Origin of the sequence: Ekhidna sp. (assembly GCF_964218185.1) — a bacterium.
In the GTDB taxonomy this organism is placed as follows: domain Bacteria; phylum Bacteroidota; class Bacteroidia; order Cytophagales; family Cyclobacteriaceae; genus Ekhidna.
The window spans coordinates 76,758-97,917 of sequence record NZ_CAXPLV010000007.1 but is presented as its reverse complement, the minus strand read 5'-3'; the positions used below and the strand labels follow the sequence as shown (position 1 = coordinate 97,917).

17 protein-coding genes are annotated in these 21,160 nt (G+C 42.8%); 7 read left to right on the top strand and 10 right to left on the bottom strand.

Features of this window, described 5'->3' with window-relative positions:
* The first annotated feature begins 137 nt into the window (after positions 1-137).
* The 3 genes from ACEQZT_RS11965 to ACEQZT_RS11955 all read left to right on the top strand — a co-directional run bounded on the left by ACEQZT_RS11965 (position 138) and on the right by ACEQZT_RS11955 (position 6,280).
* Positions 138-3,380 (top strand): SusC/RagA family TonB-linked outer membrane protein, encoded by a 3,243-nt coding sequence (locus ACEQZT_RS11965; RefSeq protein ID WP_370089674.1) that lies wholly within the window; start codon positions 138-140, stop codon positions 3,378-3,380.
* Positions 3,381-3,391: 11 nt separating this feature from the next.
* A complete protein-coding gene (locus ACEQZT_RS11960) occupies positions 3,392-4,777 on the top strand; it encodes a SusD/RagB family nutrient-binding outer membrane lipoprotein (RefSeq protein ID WP_370089673.1) in 1,386 nt (461 codons plus the stop codon).
* Between the two features lie 93 nt (positions 4,778-4,870).
* A complete protein-coding gene (locus ACEQZT_RS11955; protein ID WP_370089672.1) occupies positions 4,871-6,280 on the top strand; it encodes a hypothetical protein in 1,410 nt (469 codons plus the stop codon).
* A gap of 1 nt (position 6,281) precedes the next feature.
* Here ACEQZT_RS11955 and bcp read toward each other — a convergent pair whose 3' ends face one another.
* The 4 genes from bcp to mtaB all read right to left on the bottom strand — a co-directional run bounded on the left by bcp (position 6,282) and on the right by mtaB (position 10,584).
* Positions 6,282-6,731: a thioredoxin-dependent thiol peroxidase gene (bcp, locus tag ACEQZT_RS11950; protein WP_370089815.1), complete on the bottom strand. Its 450-nt coding sequence runs from the start codon at positions 6,729-6,731 to the stop codon at positions 6,282-6,284.
* Complete coding sequence (locus tag ACEQZT_RS11945; protein ID WP_370089671.1) at positions 6,731-8,563, bottom strand: M23 family metallopeptidase; 1,833 nt, start codon at positions 8,561-8,563, stop codon at positions 6,731-6,733. Before ACEQZT_RS11945 ends, bcp begins: the two co-directional genes overlap by 1 nt.
* A 1-nt stretch (position 8,564) precedes the next feature.
* Positions 8,565-9,173: a fumarylacetoacetate hydrolase family protein gene (locus tag ACEQZT_RS11940; protein WP_370089670.1), complete on the bottom strand. Its 609-nt coding sequence runs from the start codon at positions 9,171-9,173 to the stop codon at positions 8,565-8,567.
* 103 nt (positions 9,174-9,276) lie between these two features.
* On the bottom strand, positions 9,277-10,584 hold the full coding sequence (mtaB, locus tag ACEQZT_RS11935; RefSeq protein ID WP_370089669.1) for a tRNA (N(6)-L-threonylcarbamoyladenosine(37)-C(2))-methylthiotransferase MtaB: 1,308 nt from the start codon (positions 10,582-10,584) through the stop codon (positions 9,277-9,279).
* A 95-nt stretch (positions 10,585-10,679) separates the two neighbouring features.
* Here mtaB and ACEQZT_RS11930 point away from each other — a divergent pair, with 95 nt between their 5' ends.
* The gene (locus ACEQZT_RS11930; RefSeq protein WP_370089668.1) at positions 10,680-12,464 is read left to right on the top strand and encodes a tetratricopeptide repeat protein; all 1,785 of its coding nucleotides are present in this window, start codon (positions 10,680-10,682) and stop codon (positions 12,462-12,464) included.
* Positions 12,465-12,472: 8 nt separating this feature from the next.
* Here the strand turns inward: ACEQZT_RS11930 and ACEQZT_RS11925 are convergent, their stop codons facing one another.
* Positions 12,473-13,156 carry an arylesterase gene (locus ACEQZT_RS11925; RefSeq protein ID WP_370089667.1) on the bottom strand — a complete coding sequence of 228 codons (684 nt, stop codon included), beginning with the start codon at positions 13,154-13,156 and terminating at the stop codon, positions 12,473-12,475.
* 98 nt (positions 13,157-13,254) lie between these two features.
* Here ACEQZT_RS11925 and ACEQZT_RS11920 point away from each other — a divergent pair, with 98 nt between their 5' ends.
* Positions 13,255-13,977 (top strand): ABC transporter ATP-binding protein, encoded by a 723-nt coding sequence (locus tag ACEQZT_RS11920; protein ID WP_370089666.1) that lies wholly within the window; start codon positions 13,255-13,257, stop codon positions 13,975-13,977.
* 4 nt (positions 13,978-13,981) lie between these two features.
* The gene (locus tag ACEQZT_RS11915) at positions 13,982-16,534 is read left to right on the top strand and encodes an ABC transporter permease (RefSeq protein WP_370089665.1); all 2,553 of its coding nucleotides are present in this window, start codon (positions 13,982-13,984) and stop codon (positions 16,532-16,534) included.
* Positions 16,535-16,764: 230 nt separating this feature from the next.
* Here the strand turns inward: ACEQZT_RS11915 and ACEQZT_RS11910 are convergent, their stop codons facing one another.
* The 3 genes from ACEQZT_RS11910 to ACEQZT_RS11900 all read right to left on the bottom strand — a co-directional run bounded on the left by ACEQZT_RS11910 (position 16,765) and on the right by ACEQZT_RS11900 (position 18,994).
* A complete protein-coding gene (locus ACEQZT_RS11910) occupies positions 16,765-17,250 on the bottom strand; it encodes a DUF4375 domain-containing protein (protein WP_370089664.1) in 486 nt (161 codons plus the stop codon).
* 99 nt (positions 17,251-17,349) lie between these two features.
* Entirely contained in the window at positions 17,350-18,480 is a 1,131-nt protein-coding gene (locus tag ACEQZT_RS11905) for a DEAD/DEAH box helicase (RefSeq protein ID WP_370089663.1), read from the bottom strand.
* A 79-nt stretch (positions 18,481-18,559) separates the two neighbouring features.
* The gene (locus ACEQZT_RS11900) at positions 18,560-18,994 is read right to left on the bottom strand and encodes a hypothetical protein (RefSeq protein WP_370089662.1); all 435 of its coding nucleotides are present in this window, start codon (positions 18,992-18,994) and stop codon (positions 18,560-18,562) included.
* 76 nt (positions 18,995-19,070) lie between these two features.
* Between ACEQZT_RS11900 and ACEQZT_RS11895 the strand changes: the two genes are divergently transcribed.
* A complete protein-coding gene (locus tag ACEQZT_RS11895; RefSeq protein ID WP_370089661.1) occupies positions 19,071-20,273 on the top strand; it encodes a peroxiredoxin family protein in 1,203 nt (400 codons plus the stop codon).
* A gap of 11 nt (positions 20,274-20,284) precedes the next feature.
* Here ACEQZT_RS11895 and ACEQZT_RS11890 read toward each other — a convergent pair whose 3' ends face one another.
* Both ACEQZT_RS11890 and ACEQZT_RS11885 read right to left on the bottom strand, forming a co-directional pair.
* Positions 20,285-20,467, bottom strand: coding sequence for a hypothetical protein (locus ACEQZT_RS11890; protein WP_370089660.1), 183 nt, complete (start codon positions 20,465-20,467; stop codon positions 20,285-20,287).
* Positions 20,468-20,563: 96 nt separating this feature from the next.
* A complete protein-coding gene (locus tag ACEQZT_RS11885; protein WP_370089659.1) occupies positions 20,564-21,133 on the bottom strand; it encodes a hypothetical protein in 570 nt (189 codons plus the stop codon).
* Positions 21,134-21,160: the final 27 nt, after the last annotated feature.

The window sequence follows — 21,160 nt, the reverse complement described above, 5'->3', positions numbered from 1 at the left end:
ATATCCATAAATATCAAAAAATCTACTCATACACTCCTTTTTATTAAAAAGTTGTAAATCAGCCTCTGTCCTTTTTTACAATTATTTGGTAGGCTTAGTTTCTAAAATTAAGGGTTTGTTCAACTTAAATAACCCTTATGAAAAAAGCTTACTTAGTATTAATGACATGTCTTTTGCTTGTCTCCAGCGTGATGGCGCAAAGGACAGTGACAGGTAAAGTCACCGACGATGTTGGTGAAGGAATACCTGGTGCGACGGTTCTTGTCAAGGGAACCACAAACGGTGTAGTGACCGATATTGATGGCAGCTACAGTTTAACCGTTTCAGATAACGACGTTATCGTTGTTTCTTTTGTGGGATTTGAAACGCAGGAAATTTCTGTTGGAAATAGATCAGTTATAGATGTTTCCATGGGTGCTAATCTCACGGAGTTACAAGAGGTAGTTGTAACTGCGATAGGGCTCACAGCCAAAAAGCGGGATCTTGGATATTCGATTCAGGAAGTAGGAGGACAAGAGGTTGATCGAGCCAATGAGGTGAACCTGGTTGCAAGTTTGGCGGGCAAAGCTGCTGGTGTTCAAGTGACATCATCTGGTGGTACTGCAGGAGCTTCGGCACAAATTAGGATTAGAGGAAATAGCACAATACAAGGATCAAATAGTCCTTTATTCGTCGTGGATGGTATTCCTATTGATAATAGCACATTTACGACTGCTGATTCACCAGAGGATGCTGTCTCAGATCTTGGATCTGGCGGAGTTAATAACTCTAATAGAGCAATCGATATCAATCCAAATGATATTGCAAGTCTTACTGTTTTGAAAGGACCTGCGGCTACTGCTCTTTATGGAGTAAGAGCTGGTAACGGTGCAATTATCATTACAACTAAAAGAGGAGCTAAAGGGCAGGCTAAAATCAACTATTCCTTTGGGATGACCTTTGATAAGGTGAACAAGCTTCCTGATTTGCAGACAATTTATGCTCAGGGTCGCCCCGTTGAAACATTCGAAGGATCAGGTGTTTTTGTACCTACTTATAGAGGTCCGGAGACATTTGAAGGGTTTAGTTGGGGACCACTTATTTCAGATTTAAGAGTTTCAAATACTGCATCGAGGTGGTATCCAAACGGAGCAATTGTTTCAGCAAGTGATCCTACAGCCACCAGCGAGGTTCCGGGTTCCTATAATAATGCGGAGGAATTTTTTGAAACAGGTATTACTTCAAATCACTACATCAGTGCAAGTGGTGGAACTGATAATTTGAACTACTATATTTCTGCAGGACACCTGTCCCAAGAAGGTATAATTCCGAACAATAGGTTCAATAGGACATCAGTTAAAACAACTATTTCTAGTAACCTTACCGATAAGCTGAAAGCAACCTTCTCTGCAAACTTTATCAATAGTGGCGGCCAGCGAGTGCAGAATGGATCAAATACATCTGGGGTGATGCTCGGACTTCTCAGAACTACCCCTTCATTTGACAATAGAGGAGGAGTAAATCCAGACAATGATCCTTCTGGATATCAATTTGAAGATGGTACTCCAAGAGCCTACAGAGGCCAGGATGAAGGTGTGGCGATTTATGACAATCCATACTGGACGATCTATAAAAACTTCATGACTGATAATGTGAATCGAATTATCGGATATGGCCAGTTGAGCTATGAATTCACCGATTGGTTTACGTTGAATTCACGAGTAGGTATTGACCAGTATTCTGACTTTAGAAAGTTTAGAAATGATATAGGCTCAGCAACATTCGGAGCAGGTCAGGTTATCAATCATGCGATCAACAATACTGACTTAACAATGGATGTTTACGGTCTGATACAAAAGGAACTGTCTTCAGATATCTATTTGAACGGAACAGTAGGATGGAATTATTATGACAAAAAAGTAGACAATCGAAGAGAAGATGGTCAGGGATTGGCCTCAAGAGGATTCTTCAATGCAGCAAGTGCTCAGTCGTTTAGCGTGGTTGAAAGACCAACAGCGAAACAACTGTACGGTGTATATGCTGATTTTAGATTTTCGTATCAGGAAATGTTGTACCTCAATCTGACTGGTAGAAATGACTGGTCTTCAACACTTGGATCGGCCAACAATTCGTTTTTCTATCCTGCCGTTGCTCTTGGGTGGGCATTTACAGAAAACTTCGATCTAGGTGATGCCATGCCTTATGGTAAGTTGCGTGTTTCCTGGGGTAAAGTAGGTAATGATGCACCGTTCGGTTTCACTAATACTGTATTTACACAGGCAAGAGTTCGTGATGGATGGACTACACCAAACGGAACCCTGTTCCCAGCACTTGGTACAAACTCATTCGTTCCTAATAATTTGCTTGGAAACTCAGAGTTGAAGCCTGAATTCACATCCACTCTCGAAATTGGAGCTGACTTTAGATTACTTGGTGGAAGAATCACCACAGATATTACATGGTACAGAGCTTTGACAGAAGATGCGATCATTAGTGTCGACCTTCCTTTCCCTACAGGCTATTCACAGACGGTGATTAATGCCGGAGAGATTGAGAATAAAGGAATCGAGGCAGTTATCACAGGTAAGGTGGTTCAAACATCTGACTTTGGATATGAGGTTGGATTGATATTTAATAAATACACCTCAATTGTAAACGCGATTGCACCTGGTCTGGATGTAATCACAATTGATCCGTTTGGTTCTCAAAGAATACAAGTAGGTGAACCTTATGGTATCTTCTATGGAGGTAGATTCTTGAGAGATGATCAGGGAAGAAAAGTTATCGATCAAAACACTGGATTGCCATTGCAAGACCCGGTAGATGGTAAGGTTGGAGACCCAACACCTGATTTCACCCTTGGCTTTAGAAATACTTTCACTTACAAAGGATTCGAGCTTTCAATGCTGTTTGATTTCAGAAAAGGTGGAGACGTTTACAACGGAACATCAGGAGTACTCAACAATTTTGGTGTAGGTGCTGAGACGCTGAATCGAAATGAAGTAATTGTATTTGATGGTGTAGCAGCAGATGCTAATGGTCAGCCTACAGAAACGATTAATACGGTTGGAACTGTAATAGGTGGTACGGATGGTAGCTCTAACTACTATCAGGCGTATGGGTTTGTCGGTCTTACCGAGCTGACTGTACAGGACGGTGGTTGGTTGCGCCTGAGAGATGTTAATCTTTCATACAACCTACCACAATCTATTGTTGGTAAGCTGCCTTTCTCCGCTATCAATATTAATCTCAATGCAAGAAACGTATTCTTGATTACAGATTACACCGGAATCGATCCGGAAACCAACTTGACTGGCTCTGCCAGCAATGTTTTTGGATATGATTATTTCAACAATCCGAACACGAAAAGCTACGGATTCAAATTGAATGTTACTCTTTAAAATTTGACATAATGAAACTGAAAATATTTTCAATAATTACGTGCTTTGTTTTGGTCACCAGTTCGTGTGACTTTGACGAAGATATAAATGTGAGCCCAGCAACTCCTGCGGATGTATCTGCCCAGGCAATTATTCCGGCAGCACAGGCAGGTTTGGCTTGGGTGATAGGTGGCGAACTTGTCAGAATTAGTGGCTTGTTCACTCAGCAGATGGAAGGAATCAATGCTCAGCAGGCTGATAACTACCGCTATCTGTGGGTACCGGCTGATGGGGATGGTATTTACTTCAGAATGTACAATGCGGTACTTCAACCATTGGTTATAATAGCTGAGAAAGCTGAGGCTGAAGGCTCAAATCATACGTTGGGTATGGCCCAAATAATGATTGCACATGGAATTGGATCATTAACTGACTGTTTCGGTGACGTTCCTTTTACGGATGCATTTGGAGCTTTGGATGGAAATTTCCAACCCGGATATGATACACAAGAGTCTATTTATACGACTATTCAAGACCTTCTTGATAGCGGTATAACACTTTTGGAAGGTCCTGCCGGTAATGGTCCAGCTTTAGGAAGTGAAGATTTAATATATGGTGGAAGCACGGCTTCCTGGGTGGCAGCAGCATACTCTTTAAAAGCCAAATATTATCTACGATTGAGTAAGCGATCATCTACGGCGTATAGCGATGCAGAGGCAGCTTTAGCAAATGCTATTTCTTCGAATGCAGGAGATTTTCAACTCGAATTCGGAACAGCTCCCAATGAGTCTAATCCGGCATATCAATTTTCTAGAGATAGAGGTGGAAATATTGAAATAGACGACTATTTCTTCGGACTCCTCAATGGATTGAATGATCCAAGAAGGGAAGCACTGTTAGTGGAAGATGCTTCAACAGCTTCAGGTTATACCATTACTTTGAATAGCCAAACTTACTATACAACCATTGACGCTCCTGTGGTAATGACTAGCTACGCTGAGATGAAGTTTATAGAGGCGGAAATTGAGCTGATGGAAAATGCAGATACCCCTGCTGCAGAAGCTGCGCTAGCAGAAGCGATAGGTGCTTCAATCACTAAAATAGCTGGATCAAATGATGCAGCATACGTGGCTACCCATTCAGCTCTGGCTGGTCTTGCCGATGATGCGGCAAGGTTAGAGCAAATCATCACTCAAAAATACATTGCGATGTATTCAAACGGACTTGAGCCATGGACAGATTATAGAAGAACAGGTTATCCAAACCTGACTCCTGTAGCCAATGGAAATAACTCATTCAATTTGAATGGTGAGATACCAAGAAGATTGTCTTACCCAGACACAGAGATTCAATTAAACAACGCGAATGTTCCGATTAAAGATGGAAACCTGCAGACTCCACTTTGGTGGGATAATTAAATAATTGGTTGTACTCTTTTAAAAGCCGGAAGTCTATGTGGATTTCCGGCTTTTTCATATAGAGATACAAAGCTTGTAAACTGTTTATTTATTATGAGATACATCCTGGTGCTATGTATAATCATTAAAAGCTCCGACTACCTTTTTTCGCAGCTAGTATTAAATAAGGGGGAGGTAATTGACAAGGTATACTGTAAGGAAGATACACTTCAGTCATATGCTCTTTACTTGCCGAGTGATTACGCTGAAGATAGAAAATGGCCAGTGATTTTTGTATTCGAACCTGCAGCCAGAGGACCTCTTCCGGTGCATCAATATAAATTGGTAGCTGAGGAGTTGGGCTATATTATTATCTCATCCAACAATTCAAGAAATGGCTCATGGGATGTTGCGCTATCCGCTGCAAACGCCATGTTCACGGATGCTGCTTCAAAATTTAAGATTGACTCTGCCAGGATTTACACATCTGGTTTCTCAGGAGGATCTCGAATAGCTGTTAGTTTAGCTGTAATAAATGATGAAATAGATGGGGTGATTGGATGTGGTGCAGGACTCTCCAGTGTGCCTCTTTATCAGCCTCAGGTGCATCATGATTTCGTTTACGTTGGGATAGTTGGAAATAGAGATATGAACTATTTGGAGCACATCAGGTTGGAACAGCTCTTAGATGATCTTAGTATAGCAAACAATAGAATTGTGTTTGACGGTAAACATCAGTGGCCTCCAGCCAATGTGCTGCGAGAGGCTGTGTTTTGGTTGGAATATCAAGCACATGAGAGGGGTGAAAGGATTAATGAAAAATTCAAATCGAAAGTACTACTCGATAGGCAATTGTTCAGGGGAGATAGTCTCCACAAGAAAGAATGTTTGGTTGAAGCTCTGAATGTCTACGAGCAAGTGATTTCTGATTTTAATGATGACGAAAACATGCAATTAATCAAAGATCGATTGGAGGTGATTCGAAACTCAAAGGAGTTGAAGAAAGCTGCTAAAAGAAGCAAAAAACTACTCGAAGGTGAAGAAAAGCTGCAATCTGAGATTATTAGTGCTTTTTCAGAAATAGCCCAAACCAGGCTTCAGCCATCCTATGATTCTTCAGCTAAAACCAAATTATGGTGGGTGAAGAAAATCGATTCGCTGCATATATCGTCAAAGAATAAGAACATTGATAAGCGCCATTCTGCTCTCAGATCTTTGAATTTGATTTGGGCCAAATTCGCTGAGGCAAGTTTTAGTTATGAAAACTTTAAGGATTTTGACATGGCCATTTTACTGACCGAAATATGGCTCCATGCAGACCCGGAAAATATCTGGGGGCTTTGGAGCATGGCCAAGCTTCATGCCAAAACAGGCAATACTGACAAATCGATCGACTATCTATGGATGGCATATGCCGCCGGGATGAAATACCGATCTAGTTTGCAAGCACCAGAATTTGATAAATTGAGAACCGATCCAAGGTTCAAAGAGCTGGAGGCTCAACTGGAGGAACCAAAGCAATAGTTCACTTCAGTATTTGAGCGGTGTGATCCTTGGTTTTCACCTTTTCAATCACCTCTTCGATTTTACCATCCTCGTCAATGATGAAGGTCGTTCTTAGGGTTCCCATGTACTCACGCCCCATAAATTTTTTCAGATCCCATGTGCCGTAAGCTTCATGCACGGATTTGTCCTCATCTGCAATAAGCTTGAATGGCAGCTCGTGCTTCGCAATAAATTTTTGATGTGATTTCTCCCCATCGCTACTGACGCCCAACACCTCATACCCTTGCTTCTGCAAGGCTTCATAATTGTCTCTTAGGTTGCATGATTCTACGGTACAACCCGGCGTATTGTCTTTCGGGTAGAAGTATAGAACTACTTTCTTTCCTTTATAGTCCGAAAGCTTTATCGGGTTGCCGTCTTGATCCTTGCTGTTGAAATCCGGAGCTTTGTCTCCTACTTTTAGTGTGATCATAATTCTTTCGTATATATCGTGCCGTTATTGGCATTATCAATTACTTCCAATACAAACCTTCCTTTAAATGGAATGTTTTCGTTTAGTTTTTGAGACCAAATTAGATTTCTTTTTGGTTCATAGTGCATCAACACAAACTCTCCGTTGATAGTTGCCTTGAAGCTTTTGATGCCAGAACGCTCATCATCAATTCTGAACTTGAGATAATCAGCATTTGCCATTTTTAAATCAATTGATGGAGGAATGGAGTCCTCCAGAATGGTATATGAAACCAAATCTCGCGTTGAAAAAGTCACTTCATCATTTTTCCACTCACCCCCCATGTAGTTGTATCGCTTTCCGAAAACCGAGTATACGGCTGCTTTCTCTTGATTGTAATTTTGATCAGGCCTTAACGTAATCTCTATGTTCGACCTGATCGGTTGAGTTTGATTTTTGAAATGGAAAAGCTCCAGATTATTGGCCGTATCAAACTCTTTCTCAAATGCCAGATAAAGTGTGTCAAAAAGGGATCTTCTGCTCAGACTTAGAACAAATTCTTCCTGAAAATAGCTAATCTCCTGATTGGAAGGCAAAAGGCTAACCAAATGAGTTGGCACGGTCTCGCCATCTACGAACAGGCTTTTTGGAGTTCCCTTTCTCAGATCCCACAGGTAGTAGTGGTCTTCTCCATTTTGCTTGTAGGGTTTTAGGTTTTGCCATTCGTCCAGCAATACAGAAGCCTGCTGATTGGATTTGAAATGTAGGTAATTTCCAGATTGATCGAACCCGTAAACCTTTGGAGCAGAACTTATTTCTTCCTCACTCAGTAGAATTCGGGTAGTGGAGGAATTCTTATAACTATCTTCAGTTTTAATTAAGATTTCTCGCTGGTCGCTAAAATCTATCCCACGATTAGTGATCGTATAAATGTTGTGTTCATTGCCATCGGCGAGATATAGTTTATTGAAGCGGCGACTTCCTTTTTTGTGTGCCGAATAGTTGTAATGGACGAGAACGTTTCGTTGCTTCCCAAAGGGAAAGGCTTCTTTATATTCTGAAAACAAAGTGTCACCATCAAGCTCAAAAATGGTTTTCACAATACCGTTTTTATTGGGAATTCCATCCATCGGATCATATGAGTAAATCTCTACTCCAATTTTTCCTCGCAGGTTTATGGGTTCGGTAGTCTGATACCAATTTGGGGTTTTGATAAGATCAAATTCGTACCTCCCAAAGTATCCGTTTACCCTGGCAGCTTCATCAAGAGTTACAAAGGCAACTTTTTGAACAACAGGAGGGATATTATCTCTAATCTCACTGAATCCAAGCGAGAGAACATCTATAGGCTGATGATTGGCGTCCCTGATTTCGAAGTGTAGATGAGGACCACTGGATGATCCGGTATTTCCGGAATAACCAATGATATCTCCTTTTTTGAATAAAAATTGATTGGCCTCCGGAAACAGATCGATCTCAAATGATTCTTTTCGGTACTGCTCTTTTAAAGTCCATTCGGCAATTCTTGAATCAAAGGCTTCCAGATGTGCATATACTGAAAATGTACCGTTTGGATGCTGCATATACAATGCATATCCGTATCCTGAGGCAGATACTTTAATTCTGGAAATGAAACCATCAGCTACGGCGTAGACCGGAAGGCCTGTACGTCCACCTGTTTTTACATCTATACCCGTATGAAAGTGCGAACTTCTGATTTCGCCCACAGTTCCGGCCAGGTAGTTTTGCTGTCGCGGGTTGATGGGAAATTGGTATTTAATACCCTGAAACTCCTGTGCCTGAAGAGTAGATAGAATTAGAACAAACAGAAAAAGAAAAGAGTACCTCACATTATTTAACCTCAAAATCAAACATCTTATCTTCCTCCAAATATCCTACCAGTCTGTCACCTATTTGCACCGGACCTACACCTTTGGGTGTACCCGTAAAGATTATATCTCCTGTTTTTAATAGAATAAACTGTGATACATAGGCTATTATTTCATCTATTGGCCAAAGCATCAGACTGGTGTTTCCATTCTGTACTTCTTCACCATTTTTTTCCAATCGAAAATTCACATTGGTCATGTCGCGATCTCCCATGGAGATAAATTTAGAAATAGGCGCAGACCCATTGAATGCTTTAGCTATTTCCCAGGGATGTCCTTTGTCTTTCACTATTGTTTGCCAATCACGAGCGGTAAAGTCAATACCAAGACCAATTTCATCATAATATTGATGAGCAAACTCCTTCTTTACAGACTTTGCTTCCTTTTTGATTTTCACTAAAACTTCCACCTCATGATGGATATCTTTCGAAAAATCAGGGTAGTAAAATGGGTCATTGTTTTTGAGAAGAGCTGTGTCCGGTTTCATAAAAATGATCGGATGTTCCGGGCGTTCATTTCCAAGCTCCTCTATGTGTTCAGCATAGTTCCTGCCGATGCAGATAATCTTCATAGTCAATTGTATTGACTCAAAAATATAAATGATTTAGGGTCATTCTTGAACTTGTTTCAGAATCTTTTATGGATGGAGAAATTCAAATTTGAATAAAGGCTGGCTAATGAACAAGAACTTCCTCTGGCTCTTCCACTTCTACGTGACCATCAGCATTGATGGAGCGAAGAGTCACAGTTTTCACTTCATTGATCAAAATAGGATCATATTTTGCAGCCACCCGCACATAGTTTTCAGTAAACCCATGCATGATGCCTTCTTGCACATCTTCCTCAAACAATACATTAAATGTTTTGCCTAATTGCTGTTCGTAAAAGTATCTGCGTTTTTTCTCAGACAGACCTCTCAGCATTTTTGAGCGCTTATTTCGTTCAGCCTGATCCACTACCCCCTCCATTTCTACAGCTTTTGTATTTGGCCGCTCGGAATAGGTGAATACATGCAGATAGGAAATGTCCAGTTCGTTCAGGAAGTTGTAGGTGGTTAGAAATTCTTCTTCGGTCTCTCCTGGAAAACCAACAATCACGTCTACACCGATGCAGCAGTCAGGCATCAGCGACTTGATCTTTTCGACCCTGCTCTGGTACAAATCGCTAAGGTACCGGCGATTCATTTTTTTCAAAATGTTGTCACTCCCTGACTGGAGAGGAATATGAAAATGCGGGACAAATCGTTTGGATTGAGCCACAAACTCAATCACTTCATTAGAGAGGAGGTTTGGTTCGATGGATGAAATCCGAAAGCGATCTATTCCTTCCACTTCATCCAGTGCTTTGACCAGATCAATAAACTTCTCTTTACGGCGACCATCCTGTATGCCAAAATCCCCAATATTCACACCTGTAAGCACTACTTCTTTCACCTCTGTCTTCGAAATTTCTTTAGCTTGCTTTACAATGTTGGCGATACTATCACTCCGACTTTTCCCCCTGGCCAACGGGATAGTACAAAACGCACAACCGTAATTACACCCATCCTGAACCTTCAAGAAGGTACGGGTACGATCTGCGATTGAGTAAGAAGCGTTGTAGGTTTTAGCTTCTTTAATTTCAGAAGCAAATACTCCGCCTTTTGTGAAATCCTCTAGGTAATCAAAAAGTCTGAATTTCTCTGCAGCTCCAAGCACCGCATCTACCCCGGGTATTTCTGATATTTCTTTGGGCTTTAGCTGAGCATAGCATCCAATGATGGTTACAAAGCTCCCTGGTGAGATTTTCTTTGCCTCTTTTACAATTTTCTTGCATTTCTTATCTGCATTTTCTGTGACGGAGCAGGTGTTGATAATGAATATATCCGGCTGATCAGTGAAGTCAACTTTTGCATACCCTTTATCCTCAAACATCCTTGAAATAGAGGAGGTCTCTGAATAGTTGAGTTTGCACCCAAGCGTATAAAATGCAACTTTTTTCATGCGGGCCGCAAAGTTAAGGTGAATATTCTTTACGACGAATCCAGTAAATGATTATTAAAGTCTTAGTATATTAAACTACCATTGGCCTTTTTACTATGAAGCGATTCCTGTTAATAGCGTCACTCCTGTCGTGTAGTTTCTTATATGGCCAAAAAAGTGAACTGGATAGTCTCACAACTGAGCTGAAGGCTTCATCACCTGACACAACCAGAGTTTTATTGCTCCTCAAAATCGGTTTTCGATATTATCAGACCTCACCAGACTCGGTATTGAAATACACGGAGCAGGCTATGGAGCTGGCCAGAAACCTTGATTACAAAAAAGGGATTGCCAATGGATATAACAACCTAGGAACACTTGCATATTCGCAATCGAACTTCAACGAGGCAAGGAAGCATTATCAGACATTCCTGGCACTCTCAGAAGAAATCAATGACTTAGAGGGTATGAATCGTGCTTTTAACAATATTGGGATCGTGAATAAGCTTCTTGGGAATTACTCAGAATCACTTAAGTATTACAAACAGTCGCTGGAAGTAAAAGAGCAACTAGGTGATGTGCAGGGGAAGGCGGGTACCCTCAATAATATAGGGCTTGTGTACCACGAACTAGGAGATTACAAAAAAGCACTGGAGTATTATATCCAATCCATTCAAATAAAGGAGGAGTTGGGAGATAAGGAAAGCTATGCTTCTACCTACTCAAACATTGGAGCTATTCACAAAGAAACTGGAGACTACAAACTTGCCTTGGAATATTACGAGCGGGCCATGGAGATTGATTCTTCCTATAAAAAGACCTTGCGGGTAGCCACTCTACATCAAAATATGGGAGAAGTCTATTTTGAAATGGGGCAACTTGAACGGGCAATGAGGTATTATGAAGCCAGTTTCGGTGCTGCCAAAAAACTTGGAAATAGAATGCTTGAAGCAAACCTGAAAAGTGATATTGGTCGGTTGTATTTGTCCAGGAAGGAGTATGAGAAGGCACTACTCAATTTTGAAACGGCACAGCAGATATACATGGAGATTGGTCATCGGGTTGGTATTTGCCAGTCTCAATACCTAATGGGGCAGGTATACAAGGCGCTGGAAAGCTATGGATATGCGATTGCTTTGGGAAAGAGGAGCTTACAACTGGCTTTAGAACTGGAAGTGAAGAAGGAGATCAGTCAGTCAGCCCAGTTGCTTTATGAGGCTTATCAGGGGTTTGGCGATTATGAAAATGCTTTTGAATATGCGCTTTTGCACAAGGCATATGATGATAGTATTAACCAGGATACGCATGCCAAGGAAATTGCCATGTATGAGAATCGGTTCGAAATGGAACGTATCTCAAGTGAAAACCGAATGCTTGCTAGTCAAAACGAACTCAATCAGGCGGAAATAGAAAAAAATCGTCTCCAAATTCAAAGACAAAACTTGATGATCTATGGCGGCACTGTTATGTTTTTACTTTCTCTGGGGATGCTGTACATCGGTTATCGATATTACACATCAAGGAAAAGATCTATGGAGTTGCTGAAGCGCAAGAACCGGGAAATCACCCTCCAGTCTAAGGTGTTGGCAGAGCAGGCTGACGAACTAATTCGAGTCAATGAAGAAATACAAAGTATAAATGAGTCTTTGGAGTCAGAAGTAAAGAAAAGGACTGCTAAGATTCAGACCCAAAATGAAAAACTCAAGGAATATGCTTTTGCCAATGCTCATCACGTACGTGCACCTTTGGCAAGAATTATGGGCATTGCCGCTGAGCTAAAATCTGATGGACCTCTTACTGATGAGCAACGAAAAGCGCTCAACGAAAGCATTCTTTCATCTGCGGAGGAATTAGATCAGGTGGTGAGAAAGGTGAATGATATTCTCAAAAATGAGGAATAGGCTGATTCTCAATCGAGAAGAGGCTCCAGGTATTCCCACACAGTCTCTGCTACTATTTCATGTCCTTCAGATGTAGGGTGGATTCCGTCTGATAGGTTTAACTCAGGATTTCCGGCAACACCTTCCAGCAAAAAGGGAATGTAAATTGCGTCATTTTCTTTAGCTAATCTAGGAAAGGTCTGCTGAAATTGTTCGGTGTATTCTGTTCCAAGATTCGGCGGAACCATCATTCCGGCTATGATGATTTTTACATCCGGGTTCTCTTTTCTTACCGCATCTATGATATCCTGGAGGTTCTCATAAGTCTCATCCAGAGGCAGCCCCCTCAGTCCATCATTGGCTCCAAGCTCAAGAAAAAAAATATCCGGCACTGTACGAAGCACCCAGTCGATTCTACTTTTACCACCAGCTGAAGTCTCTCCACTGAGTCCTGCATTGATTGTTGTGTAGTTCAGTCCAAGTGAATCAATTCTTTCTTGAATAAGTGCTGGAAATGCCTGATCCATGTCAAGTCGATAGCCGGCAGTGATGCTGTTGCCAAAGAAAAGAATCACCTTTTTATTCTCTTTGGGCTCTTCAGTTTTGGACTCTTTTTTTTGTTGCGTCGGAGTTTTCTCACTTGAAGAATCGGTGGAAGAACTGCATCCAGCAATGAGAAGGATTGTGAAGATAATTGGAACTCTAAGTAACATTGACAGTTATTATATCGTGTGAGCAAAAGCTGTTTTGGTCTCAAACAGACTAAGTTAACATCAGAATTTGCTTTTCGTTTACTTTCTAAATTTTATACATGCCCAACGAATCATCCATTTTAGAGGTTACCTCCCTTTCAAAAACATTCAAATCTGGAACGAAAGAAGTACATGTACTTGAAGACATAAACTTTACAGTGGAAGAAGGATCATCTGTAGCAGTAGTGGGGCCATCCGGGAGCGGCAAGACCACACTGCTTGGGTTGTGTGCTGGTTTAGACAGACCATCGATCGGTTCAATCACACTTAACCACATTTTGCTGGATCGGTTGAGTGAGGATGAAATGGCACAGGTACGAAATCAGTATGTAGGCTTTGTTTTTCAAAACTTCCAGTTGATTCAAACGCTGACAGCTCTGGAGAATGTGATGATTCCGCTGGAGTTAAGAGGAGTGAAAAGCGCCCGGAAGCAATCTTCAGACTTGCTTGAGCGTGTAGGATTGGGTGAGCGTATGCATCACTACCCATCTCAACTTTCGGGTGGTGAGCAGCAGCGAGTAGCTATTGCACGGGCTTTCTCCAATGAGCCAAAAGTACTTTTTGCAGATGAGCCCACCGGAAATCTGGACGAAGAAACCGGCCAATCTGTAGAGGATTTATTGTTTGAGATCAATCAGGAGAAAGGCACTACGCTCATTCTTGTGACACATGATTTGGAGCTGGCCGAAAAGACAGAGAAAATCATTCAGCTCAAAGGCGGGCAGATCATTGACCAGCGAAAGGGCTCCAATGTAATCAGTCTGAGATCCACAGCCTCATAGATTCATGGATCGAAAAATAAGAATCGAACCCCCGAAATATAGTCGTTCCTGGCCCTGGAAAATGGCATGGAGGGATAGTCGCAAGAGCAGAGGAAAGCTGTTTCTTTTCATTGCCGCCATCTCACTCGGCATAGCCGCGATGGTTGGAATCACTTCTTTTAGGGAAAACCTGTTGGAGGAAATAGACAAACAAGCCAAGGGGTTGGTAGGCTCGGATGTGCGCATTCGTGGTAGGAGAGACTTGCCAGATAGCTTGTTGCAGTCATTTAAATCCATGGTTTCGGATCATTCCAAGGAGAGCTATTTCGCCTCCATGGTGATGTTTCAGAAGTCAGGAGGCACACGATTGGTGCAGGTAAGAGCACTGAAGGGTGACTATCCCTACTATGGTGCAATAGTGACAAAGCCGGAGCAGGCCTCAAATGAGTTTCAAGACGGCAAGTTTGCGCTAGTGGATGAAAAATTAATGATTCAGTATGACGCTCAGGTAGGAGACAGCCTTCAAGTAGGTAATGTCACCTTTGAGATCATTGGAGCCATCACTCAAATCCCCGGGCAAACCGATGTTTCAGCTTCCATTTCTCCGGTAGTTTACATTCCATTCAAATATCTTGAAGCAACAGGCCTAATAAAGAAAGGAAGTAGGATTAACTATGTCCACTATTTTCAGTTTTCGGAAGAGGTAGATTCCACAGGCTGGGGTAAGCTGGCAGCACACACCGAGAGTAAAGGATATGATGTGGAAACCGTGGAAGAAGAGAAACAAGAGACGGGAGAAGATTTTGAAAACCTGTCTGATTTTCTGGAGCTGGTAGCATTTACCGCCCTGCTATTGGGATGTCTTGGAGTGGCAAGCTCCATCTATGTCTATGCCAAAAGCAAGATCCAATCGGTAGCTGTTTTGAGATGTCTGGGCATGAAAGCCAGGCAGGCGGTCAGTGTTTACCTGATTCAGGTCACGTTGTTCGGATTCATTGGCGCACTTATCGGCAGCATCCTGGGACTGGCTATCCATCTATATCTTCCTGCAGTGGTTCAGGATTTTCTACCTATAGATATCGAGCCCACACCCTACTGGCCGGCACTCTTTGTTGGAGTGCTGATTGGAATTGTCATCTCCTTGTTGTTTGGGTTATTGTCTTTAGTGGGTCTTAGAAACATCAGTCCACTTTCTGCCATTCGATTGGGTTTTGGAGAGTCCAGGTACAAATTCGATAAAGCTCTGATTCCAATCATCGGAGGTATTATGCTGTTCATTTTTCTTTCAGTGTATTGGCAGATCCAATCCTGGACTGAGGCATTGGCTTTTTCAGGTATACTGATCGGGGCGATCCTGTTTTTAGGCGTGATTGGAAAGGGTTTTAGCTGGCTCACTCGCAAGCTTATCCCGGCCAATCTGAAATATGTCTGGAAGCAGGGATTTTCGAACCTTTACCGACCTAATAACCAAACTGTGATCTTGATTACGGCACTTGGGTTGGGAACCTCATTCTTAGCTACGCTCTATTTTATGCAGGATTTGCTGGTGCAGCGTGTGTCCCTGTCTGCTGCCAACGATCGGCCAAATACGATCTTGTTTGACATTCAATCGGAACAGCATGAGGAGATCAAGGAGGTGACTTCAGCGTATGACTTACCTGTGATTCAGGATGTGCCCGTGGTAACGATGAGGCTGCTGGAAGTGAAGGGATTTACCAAGGATGAAGCTTTTAACGATACTACCGTTTCCATTTCAGACTGGGCGTATAGCCGCGAGTACCGGGTGACCTATCGGGACTCGCTGATTGATTCGGAGAAAATTGTGGAGGGAGAGTGGATTAGTGAAGTGCGTAACGACAGCATTTTTATCAGCATCGCTGAGGGGTTTAAGGATAATCTGGATATTGAGCTGGGAGATGAGCTGGTATTCAATGTGCAGGGTGCCATCTTAAAAACGTATGTGGGTAGCTTCCGCGAAATTGACTGGCGGAGGGTACAAACCAACTTCCTGGTACTATTTCCAAAAGGAGCCCTGGAGCGTGCTCCGCAGTTTCATGTGCTGGTCACTCGTGTGGATGACATGATGAAGTCCGTCAAATACCAGCAGGAGGTGGTGAAGAAGTTTCCCAATGTCTCCATTATTGATCTGGAGCTGATATTGAAAACCCTGGAGGATGTGCTGGGCAAGGTGGCGTTTGTGATTCAGTTCATGGCCTTTTTCAGCATTGGAACGGGGATCATTGTGATGATCAGCTCGATTATCCTCAGTAAGTTTCAACGGGTGCAGGAAAACGTTTTATTGCGAACATTAGGAGCATCCAAAAAACAACTGTGGGCAATCACCATCGCCGAATACTTTTTTTTGGGTGCATTGGGAGCACTCAGCGGGATATTTCTGGCTACTCTTTTCTGCACCTTACTTGGACAGTTTTTATTCGAGTTCACCTTTGTACCCAATCCCCTGCAGATAGGCATGGTGTTCGTTCTGGTCACCGGTATGAGTGTTCTTATAGGCCTGCTCAATAGCCGCAGTGTAGTGCGTGAGTCCCCAATGGAAGTGTTGAGGAGAGAGGGATGAGGCGATTTGAGGGATTAACGCCTAACTAGCGAGAGTATGCCCACCAGTTGTAAAGAGCACTAAACTAGCGAAACTGCCCAATCCCCACAACAGTACCTACGAAGCACTGCGTTCTCCCGATCAAATGCCAGAACCACAGAAGAAGCTAGCAGCACGGAGGTCTCAGAATGGGCAGTGAAGCGGGCAATTAATCGATGAAATTGGCAGAATGCTCATTTGGCGCATAACTGCTAGCGCATGTTAGGCTCAGTTTTTATCCAGTTGGCCAAAAGTCCTTCTAGATCTTCCGAGTTATCGAGTTCATCATATTGATCATCCAGTTGGCCTAATTCGTCACCTATGCTATCGTCCACCAAGTTGTTTGCGATGTACTGTGAAAATTCAGGTTCACTAAGTTGGTCGTAGTTAACCAGTTTCAGAGCCTGTTCAAGCAAGTCGGCTGTTGCAGTTGCTCCAATTGTTCGTAAAACTCTGAGAGTTTCGTATCCGAACATTCCATAGGAATTATCAAAATACTGGTTGAATCCTCCGTTCAAAACTTGTTGATTCAAAACACCAATCAGATACACTGCTTTTTGAGTATCATCGAGTTCGTTCACCGAATCTTTCCAGTGGGCATAGTTAGCCCAGTCTGTTACTGCGCTACGTAGATGTTCACCAGCAGAGTTATACAGTTTGTCAATTAGTTCCGTGTTGGAGAGGTTCTCTTGCGACATGTAAGTATTGAGCCTAACATTAATGTAACGCGCACAAACCCGTGCAAAACGTTATTTACTGTACAATTTAGGATTGGTGCGGCTAATCTCCAAGTTGATTTACCTCCTCCTCATCGGGTAGTCCACTTTTTCCAGCTCTCGCTCGATTAGCCTCTCAATGCGCTTCATTTTGTAGTTGTCGTCTTTGCTCACCAGGGTGATCGCTACTCCGCTGGTTTTTGCCCGTGCGGTTCGGCCTATCCGGTGTACATAGTCAGCGGCATCATTTGGCACATCATAGTTTACCACCAGGTTGATGTCCTTGATGTCGATCCCACGGGATAGCACGTCTGTGGCTACCAGGATACGAAGCTTCTTAGCCCGGAACTTCAACAAAATACGCTCTCGCTCATCTTGCTCCAGCATGGAGGAGATACCCTTGGCTTCCAGTCCGGCCTTCTTCAGGCTTTGTACAATCTCAGAGACTTTCTTTTTAGTAGAACTGAAAATCAGGATACTTTCAAAAGCATCGTATCGCCCTATTAGTTTGCTTATCAGTTCGGTTTTATAGCCCTCTTCCACACGATACACCTCCTGGCTAATGTTTTCTGCAGGCTTGGCCAGTGCCAGTTCTATTTTCTTGGGGTCTTTTAGAATTTCCCTCGCCAGCTTCTCAATCTTGGGTGCCATGGTGGCACTAAACATGGAGGTTTGCTTGAGATTTGGGAGGAAGGTGATAATTTTCTTGATATCATCGTAGAAGTTCATGTCCAGCATCCTGTCTGCCTCGTCAAGGATGAGGTGCGAGACCTGATCAAACTTCACATAACCCAGATTCAAATGCGAGATGAGCTTTCCGGGGGTTGCCACCACAATGTTGCTGCCCTGAGTTAGCGCTTTCTTTTGCTGGGCAAAATCAGAACCATCACCACCGCCATAGATAGCAATGGAGTGTACGGGCAGGAAATAGGAAAATCCCTGAATCTGCTGATCAATCTGAATAGCAAGCTCTCTCGTTGGCACTACAATCAGCACCTTCACATCATCACTTGGGTTTTGAGCCAGGTGGTTGAGTGTGGGGATGACGAAAGCTGCCGTTTTCCCAGTGCCGGTTTGTGCGCAAGCTATGAGGTCTCTTCCTTCTAAAATGGCCGGGATGGCTTCTTCTTGTATGGGAGTTGCCTCAGAAAATCCCATGTGATCGATCGCTTCAGTTAGTTGATCGTCAAGGTTAAAATCATTGAATTTCATGTGCGGCAAAGATGCATTAATCCGATAAATAAAAAATCCCCCTGAAAGGAGGGGGATGAAAAATCATCTTTAAATCATTTTATTTTAGCCAGCCTTCTGTTTTCCCTTTTTTGGCAAAGAATACCAGCCCTATACCAATCAAAAGAACCATGATGGGCATGATGGCTCCACCGGGACCATACACTTCCATTGAGTTGCTCATAAAGAAGTTGTAAAACATTTGTACAAGGATACCTGCCAGCGAAATAATCAAGACCGTATGAGCGAGCTTCTTTCTCAAAAGCAGCAGTAAGCTTCCCAGGGCTCCTCCCCAAACAGCGATAGCAAAGGCAGCTGTTGCCCAGGCGGGAGTCTGATTGATTAAATCCTGAACGGCTTGCTCCATTTGGGCAATTACATCATCAGGGGCGTAGGCCTGACTAAGGTATGCACCTACGCCTGCCAGATTCCATAACAATGCAATTACAGACACCACCCAAAACCATACGGGCGGCTTTCCAGATTCATTTGTCATAATTAATTTAGGTTGGTTAATGATTAAATATACGGTTTTATCGCCATTACTTGTGCAAGGTTCTTATCTTATGATCATGAAAGTATTACTCGCTACCTGCCTGTTTCTGTCAGCCACTTTTTTGCCTGCTCAAATAATGAAAGCCGGGCAATGGCGGGGTGTTATCCATTACTCAGATGCCGATATTCCGTTCATTCTGGAATTGGGGTACCCGAATGGAGAAGTGCCTGAGCTGACAATCGTGAATGGGAGTGAGCGAAGAGTGATCTCAAACGTGAGGATGGAAAATGACAGTATGATCATTCCCCTGGACCCTTTTGATGTTGAGATTCGCACGGCTTTTTCGTCCATGAAAATGGAGGGAGTCTATCGAAAATACTACAGAGATTTATCTATTCCATTTTCAGCTTCTTTTGGTAAACCCAGAATGACCAAAACCAGTCCCAGACCTTCACCGGTGATTGAAGAAAAGTGGGCTGTGACCTTCTCTCCCGGATCTTCAGATTTGTCCAAAGGTGTCGGAATGTTTAAGCAACGTGGAAATACGGTTACAGGCACAATCATGACACAGGTGAGTGACTATCGGTATTTTGAGGGGATTTTGGATGGGGACTCCATTAAGCTTTCAAGCTTTGATGGAGCGCATGCTTTTGGATTTTTTGGGGTGAAAACAGAAAATGGATGGCAGGGAGAAATGATCTATGATGACGGCTACTCTGAATCATGGGAAGCCGTGTATGATGCGGATGCTGAGCTGGAAAACCCTTTCGAAATGGTAGGGGTTGAGCCAGGAACACACAAGCCCTATTACGATTTGTTGGGGGCAGGTGAAGGGCCAAATGCAATTGATCCAACCAAATATGAAGGACAGATTTTGATTATTCAGCTGTTTGGCACCTGGTGTCCTAATAGCCTGGACCAGACCAACTATCTGGTAAAGTGGTATGAAAAAAACAAAGAAAGGGGTGTCTCCATATTGGCGTCCTCTTTTGAAGCAAACTATTCACAGGAGTATGGATTGAGCCGCCTGGAGAAATATCGGGAGGTCAATAAAATACCGTATGATTTGGTATTGGGAGGCAGGCTAAGCAAAACTGGAGCCGCTATGCCATTTCCTTTTATGAAGCGCATAGAGGCCTTTCCCACGCTTGTGATATTGGATAAGCAGGGCTATGTGCGATACGTTCATAGCTACTTTAATGGTCCGGCTACAGGTGATTATTACCAGACCTTTGATCAGCGATTCAATGAGATCATTGACGCACTACTTGCTGAATAGCTCTGTCGACATCAGGAATGCTGAAGTTCCATTTCCTTTACCACCCGGTAATGGTCATCGGACTTCAATATGGCAAATTCAGAGTCGCTTTCATTGGCTGAATCATCATGGATAATCCACTGACTTGTCTCAGCCAACACTCGTCCCTTGCCATAATCACTTTCCACCATGTCACCGATTTTTACTCTCTTCATACGATCGATTACAGGTTTATTAGGACCGGTAAGGTGCAAAATAAATCCGAGAGAGTCCGGAAGATTATGAGAGTACTTGTTAAGAATTATGAAATCTTACTTCTTTCTTTTACAGAAAATCCGCCAGGTAGGGTAGGTGAAAGTCTCCGTTTTGTTTACCCATTCCCCGGCCCAATTGTAGCCTTCTTTAGAGATATTGGAGAAAGTTAACCGGTAAAATCCGGGTGTTTGATTTGGTGCAGGTTGATCCCTGTAAAGGACGATATCTCCGTTTTCATTTTTATTTCCTTCCCAGGCTGAGAGCACAGGCGTGGGTGCGCTTGAAGAGTAATAATGGACATACCAGCGAGCACTATCTGCATTGTACTGACGGATACTTCCGGAGTGAGCACCATCTTCTTTAAGCGTTTCATCCTGCACAGCCATTCCATTCATGATGTACTTAAATGTCCAGTTCATCATCACCGTGTCTGCCCAGGTATTTTGATCGATTCGCGAAACGGACTTGCAAATACATGTTCCAATGAGTGGTGCAAAATCAGCAGTCTGCTCAGGAGCTTCCGGATTTAATTTTCCGAATGGATTTTTAGCGGAAGGTTCGTAATCATATTGTGAATAAATACCAGAAGTGACACAAAAGAAGAGTAAGTAGGTTAGCTTTTTCATATTTCAGAAACAAGCCAACCTTGAGAT

Bases quoted from the DNA above. Each gene is read 5' to 3' on its own strand.
- ACEQZT_RS11965 (WP_370089674.1), top strand. From the start codon at position 138: ATGAAAAAAGCTTACTTAGTATTAATGACATGTCTTTTGCTTGTCTCC.
- ACEQZT_RS11960 (WP_370089673.1), top strand. From the start codon at position 3,392: ATGAAACTGAAAATATTTTCAATAATTACGTGCTTTGTTTTGGTCACC.
- ACEQZT_RS11955 (WP_370089672.1), top strand. From the start codon at position 4,871: ATGAGATACATCCTGGTGCTATGTATAATCATTAAAAGCTCCGACTAC.
- ACEQZT_RS11940 (WP_370089670.1), bottom strand. From the start codon at position 9,173: ATGAAGATTATCTGCATCGGCAGGAACTATGCTGAACACATAGAGGAG.
- mtaB (WP_370089669.1), bottom strand. From the start codon at position 10,584: ATGAAAAAAGTTGCATTTTATACGCTTGGGTGCAAACTCAACTATTCA.
- ACEQZT_RS11930 (WP_370089668.1), top strand. From the start codon at position 10,680: ATGAAGCGATTCCTGTTAATAGCGTCACTCCTGTCGTGTAGTTTCTTA.
- ACEQZT_RS11925 (WP_370089667.1), bottom strand. From the start codon at position 13,156: ATGTTACTTAGAGTTCCAATTATCTTCACAATCCTTCTCATTGCTGGA.
- ACEQZT_RS11920 (WP_370089666.1), top strand. From the start codon at position 13,255: ATGCCCAACGAATCATCCATTTTAGAGGTTACCTCCCTTTCAAAAACA.
- ACEQZT_RS11915 (WP_370089665.1), top strand. From the start codon at position 13,982: ATGGATCGAAAAATAAGAATCGAACCCCCGAAATATAGTCGTTCCTGG.
- ACEQZT_RS11910 (WP_370089664.1), bottom strand. From the start codon at position 17,250: ATGTCGCAAGAGAACCTCTCCAACACGGAACTAATTGACAAACTGTAT.
- ACEQZT_RS11905 (WP_370089663.1), bottom strand. From the start codon at position 18,480: ATGAAATTCAATGATTTTAACCTTGACGATCAACTAACTGAAGCGATC.
- ACEQZT_RS11900 (WP_370089662.1), bottom strand. From the start codon at position 18,994: ATGACAAATGAATCTGGAAAGCCGCCCGTATGGTTTTGGGTGGTGTCT.
- ACEQZT_RS11895 (WP_370089661.1), top strand. From the start codon at position 19,071: ATGAAAGTATTACTCGCTACCTGCCTGTTTCTGTCAGCCACTTTTTTG.
- ACEQZT_RS11890 (WP_370089660.1), bottom strand. From the start codon at position 20,467: ATGAAGAGAGTAAAAATCGGTGACATGGTGGAAAGTGATTATGGCAAG.
- ACEQZT_RS11885 (WP_370089659.1), bottom strand. From the start codon at position 21,133: ATGAAAAAGCTAACCTACTTACTCTTCTTTTGTGTCACTTCTGGTATT.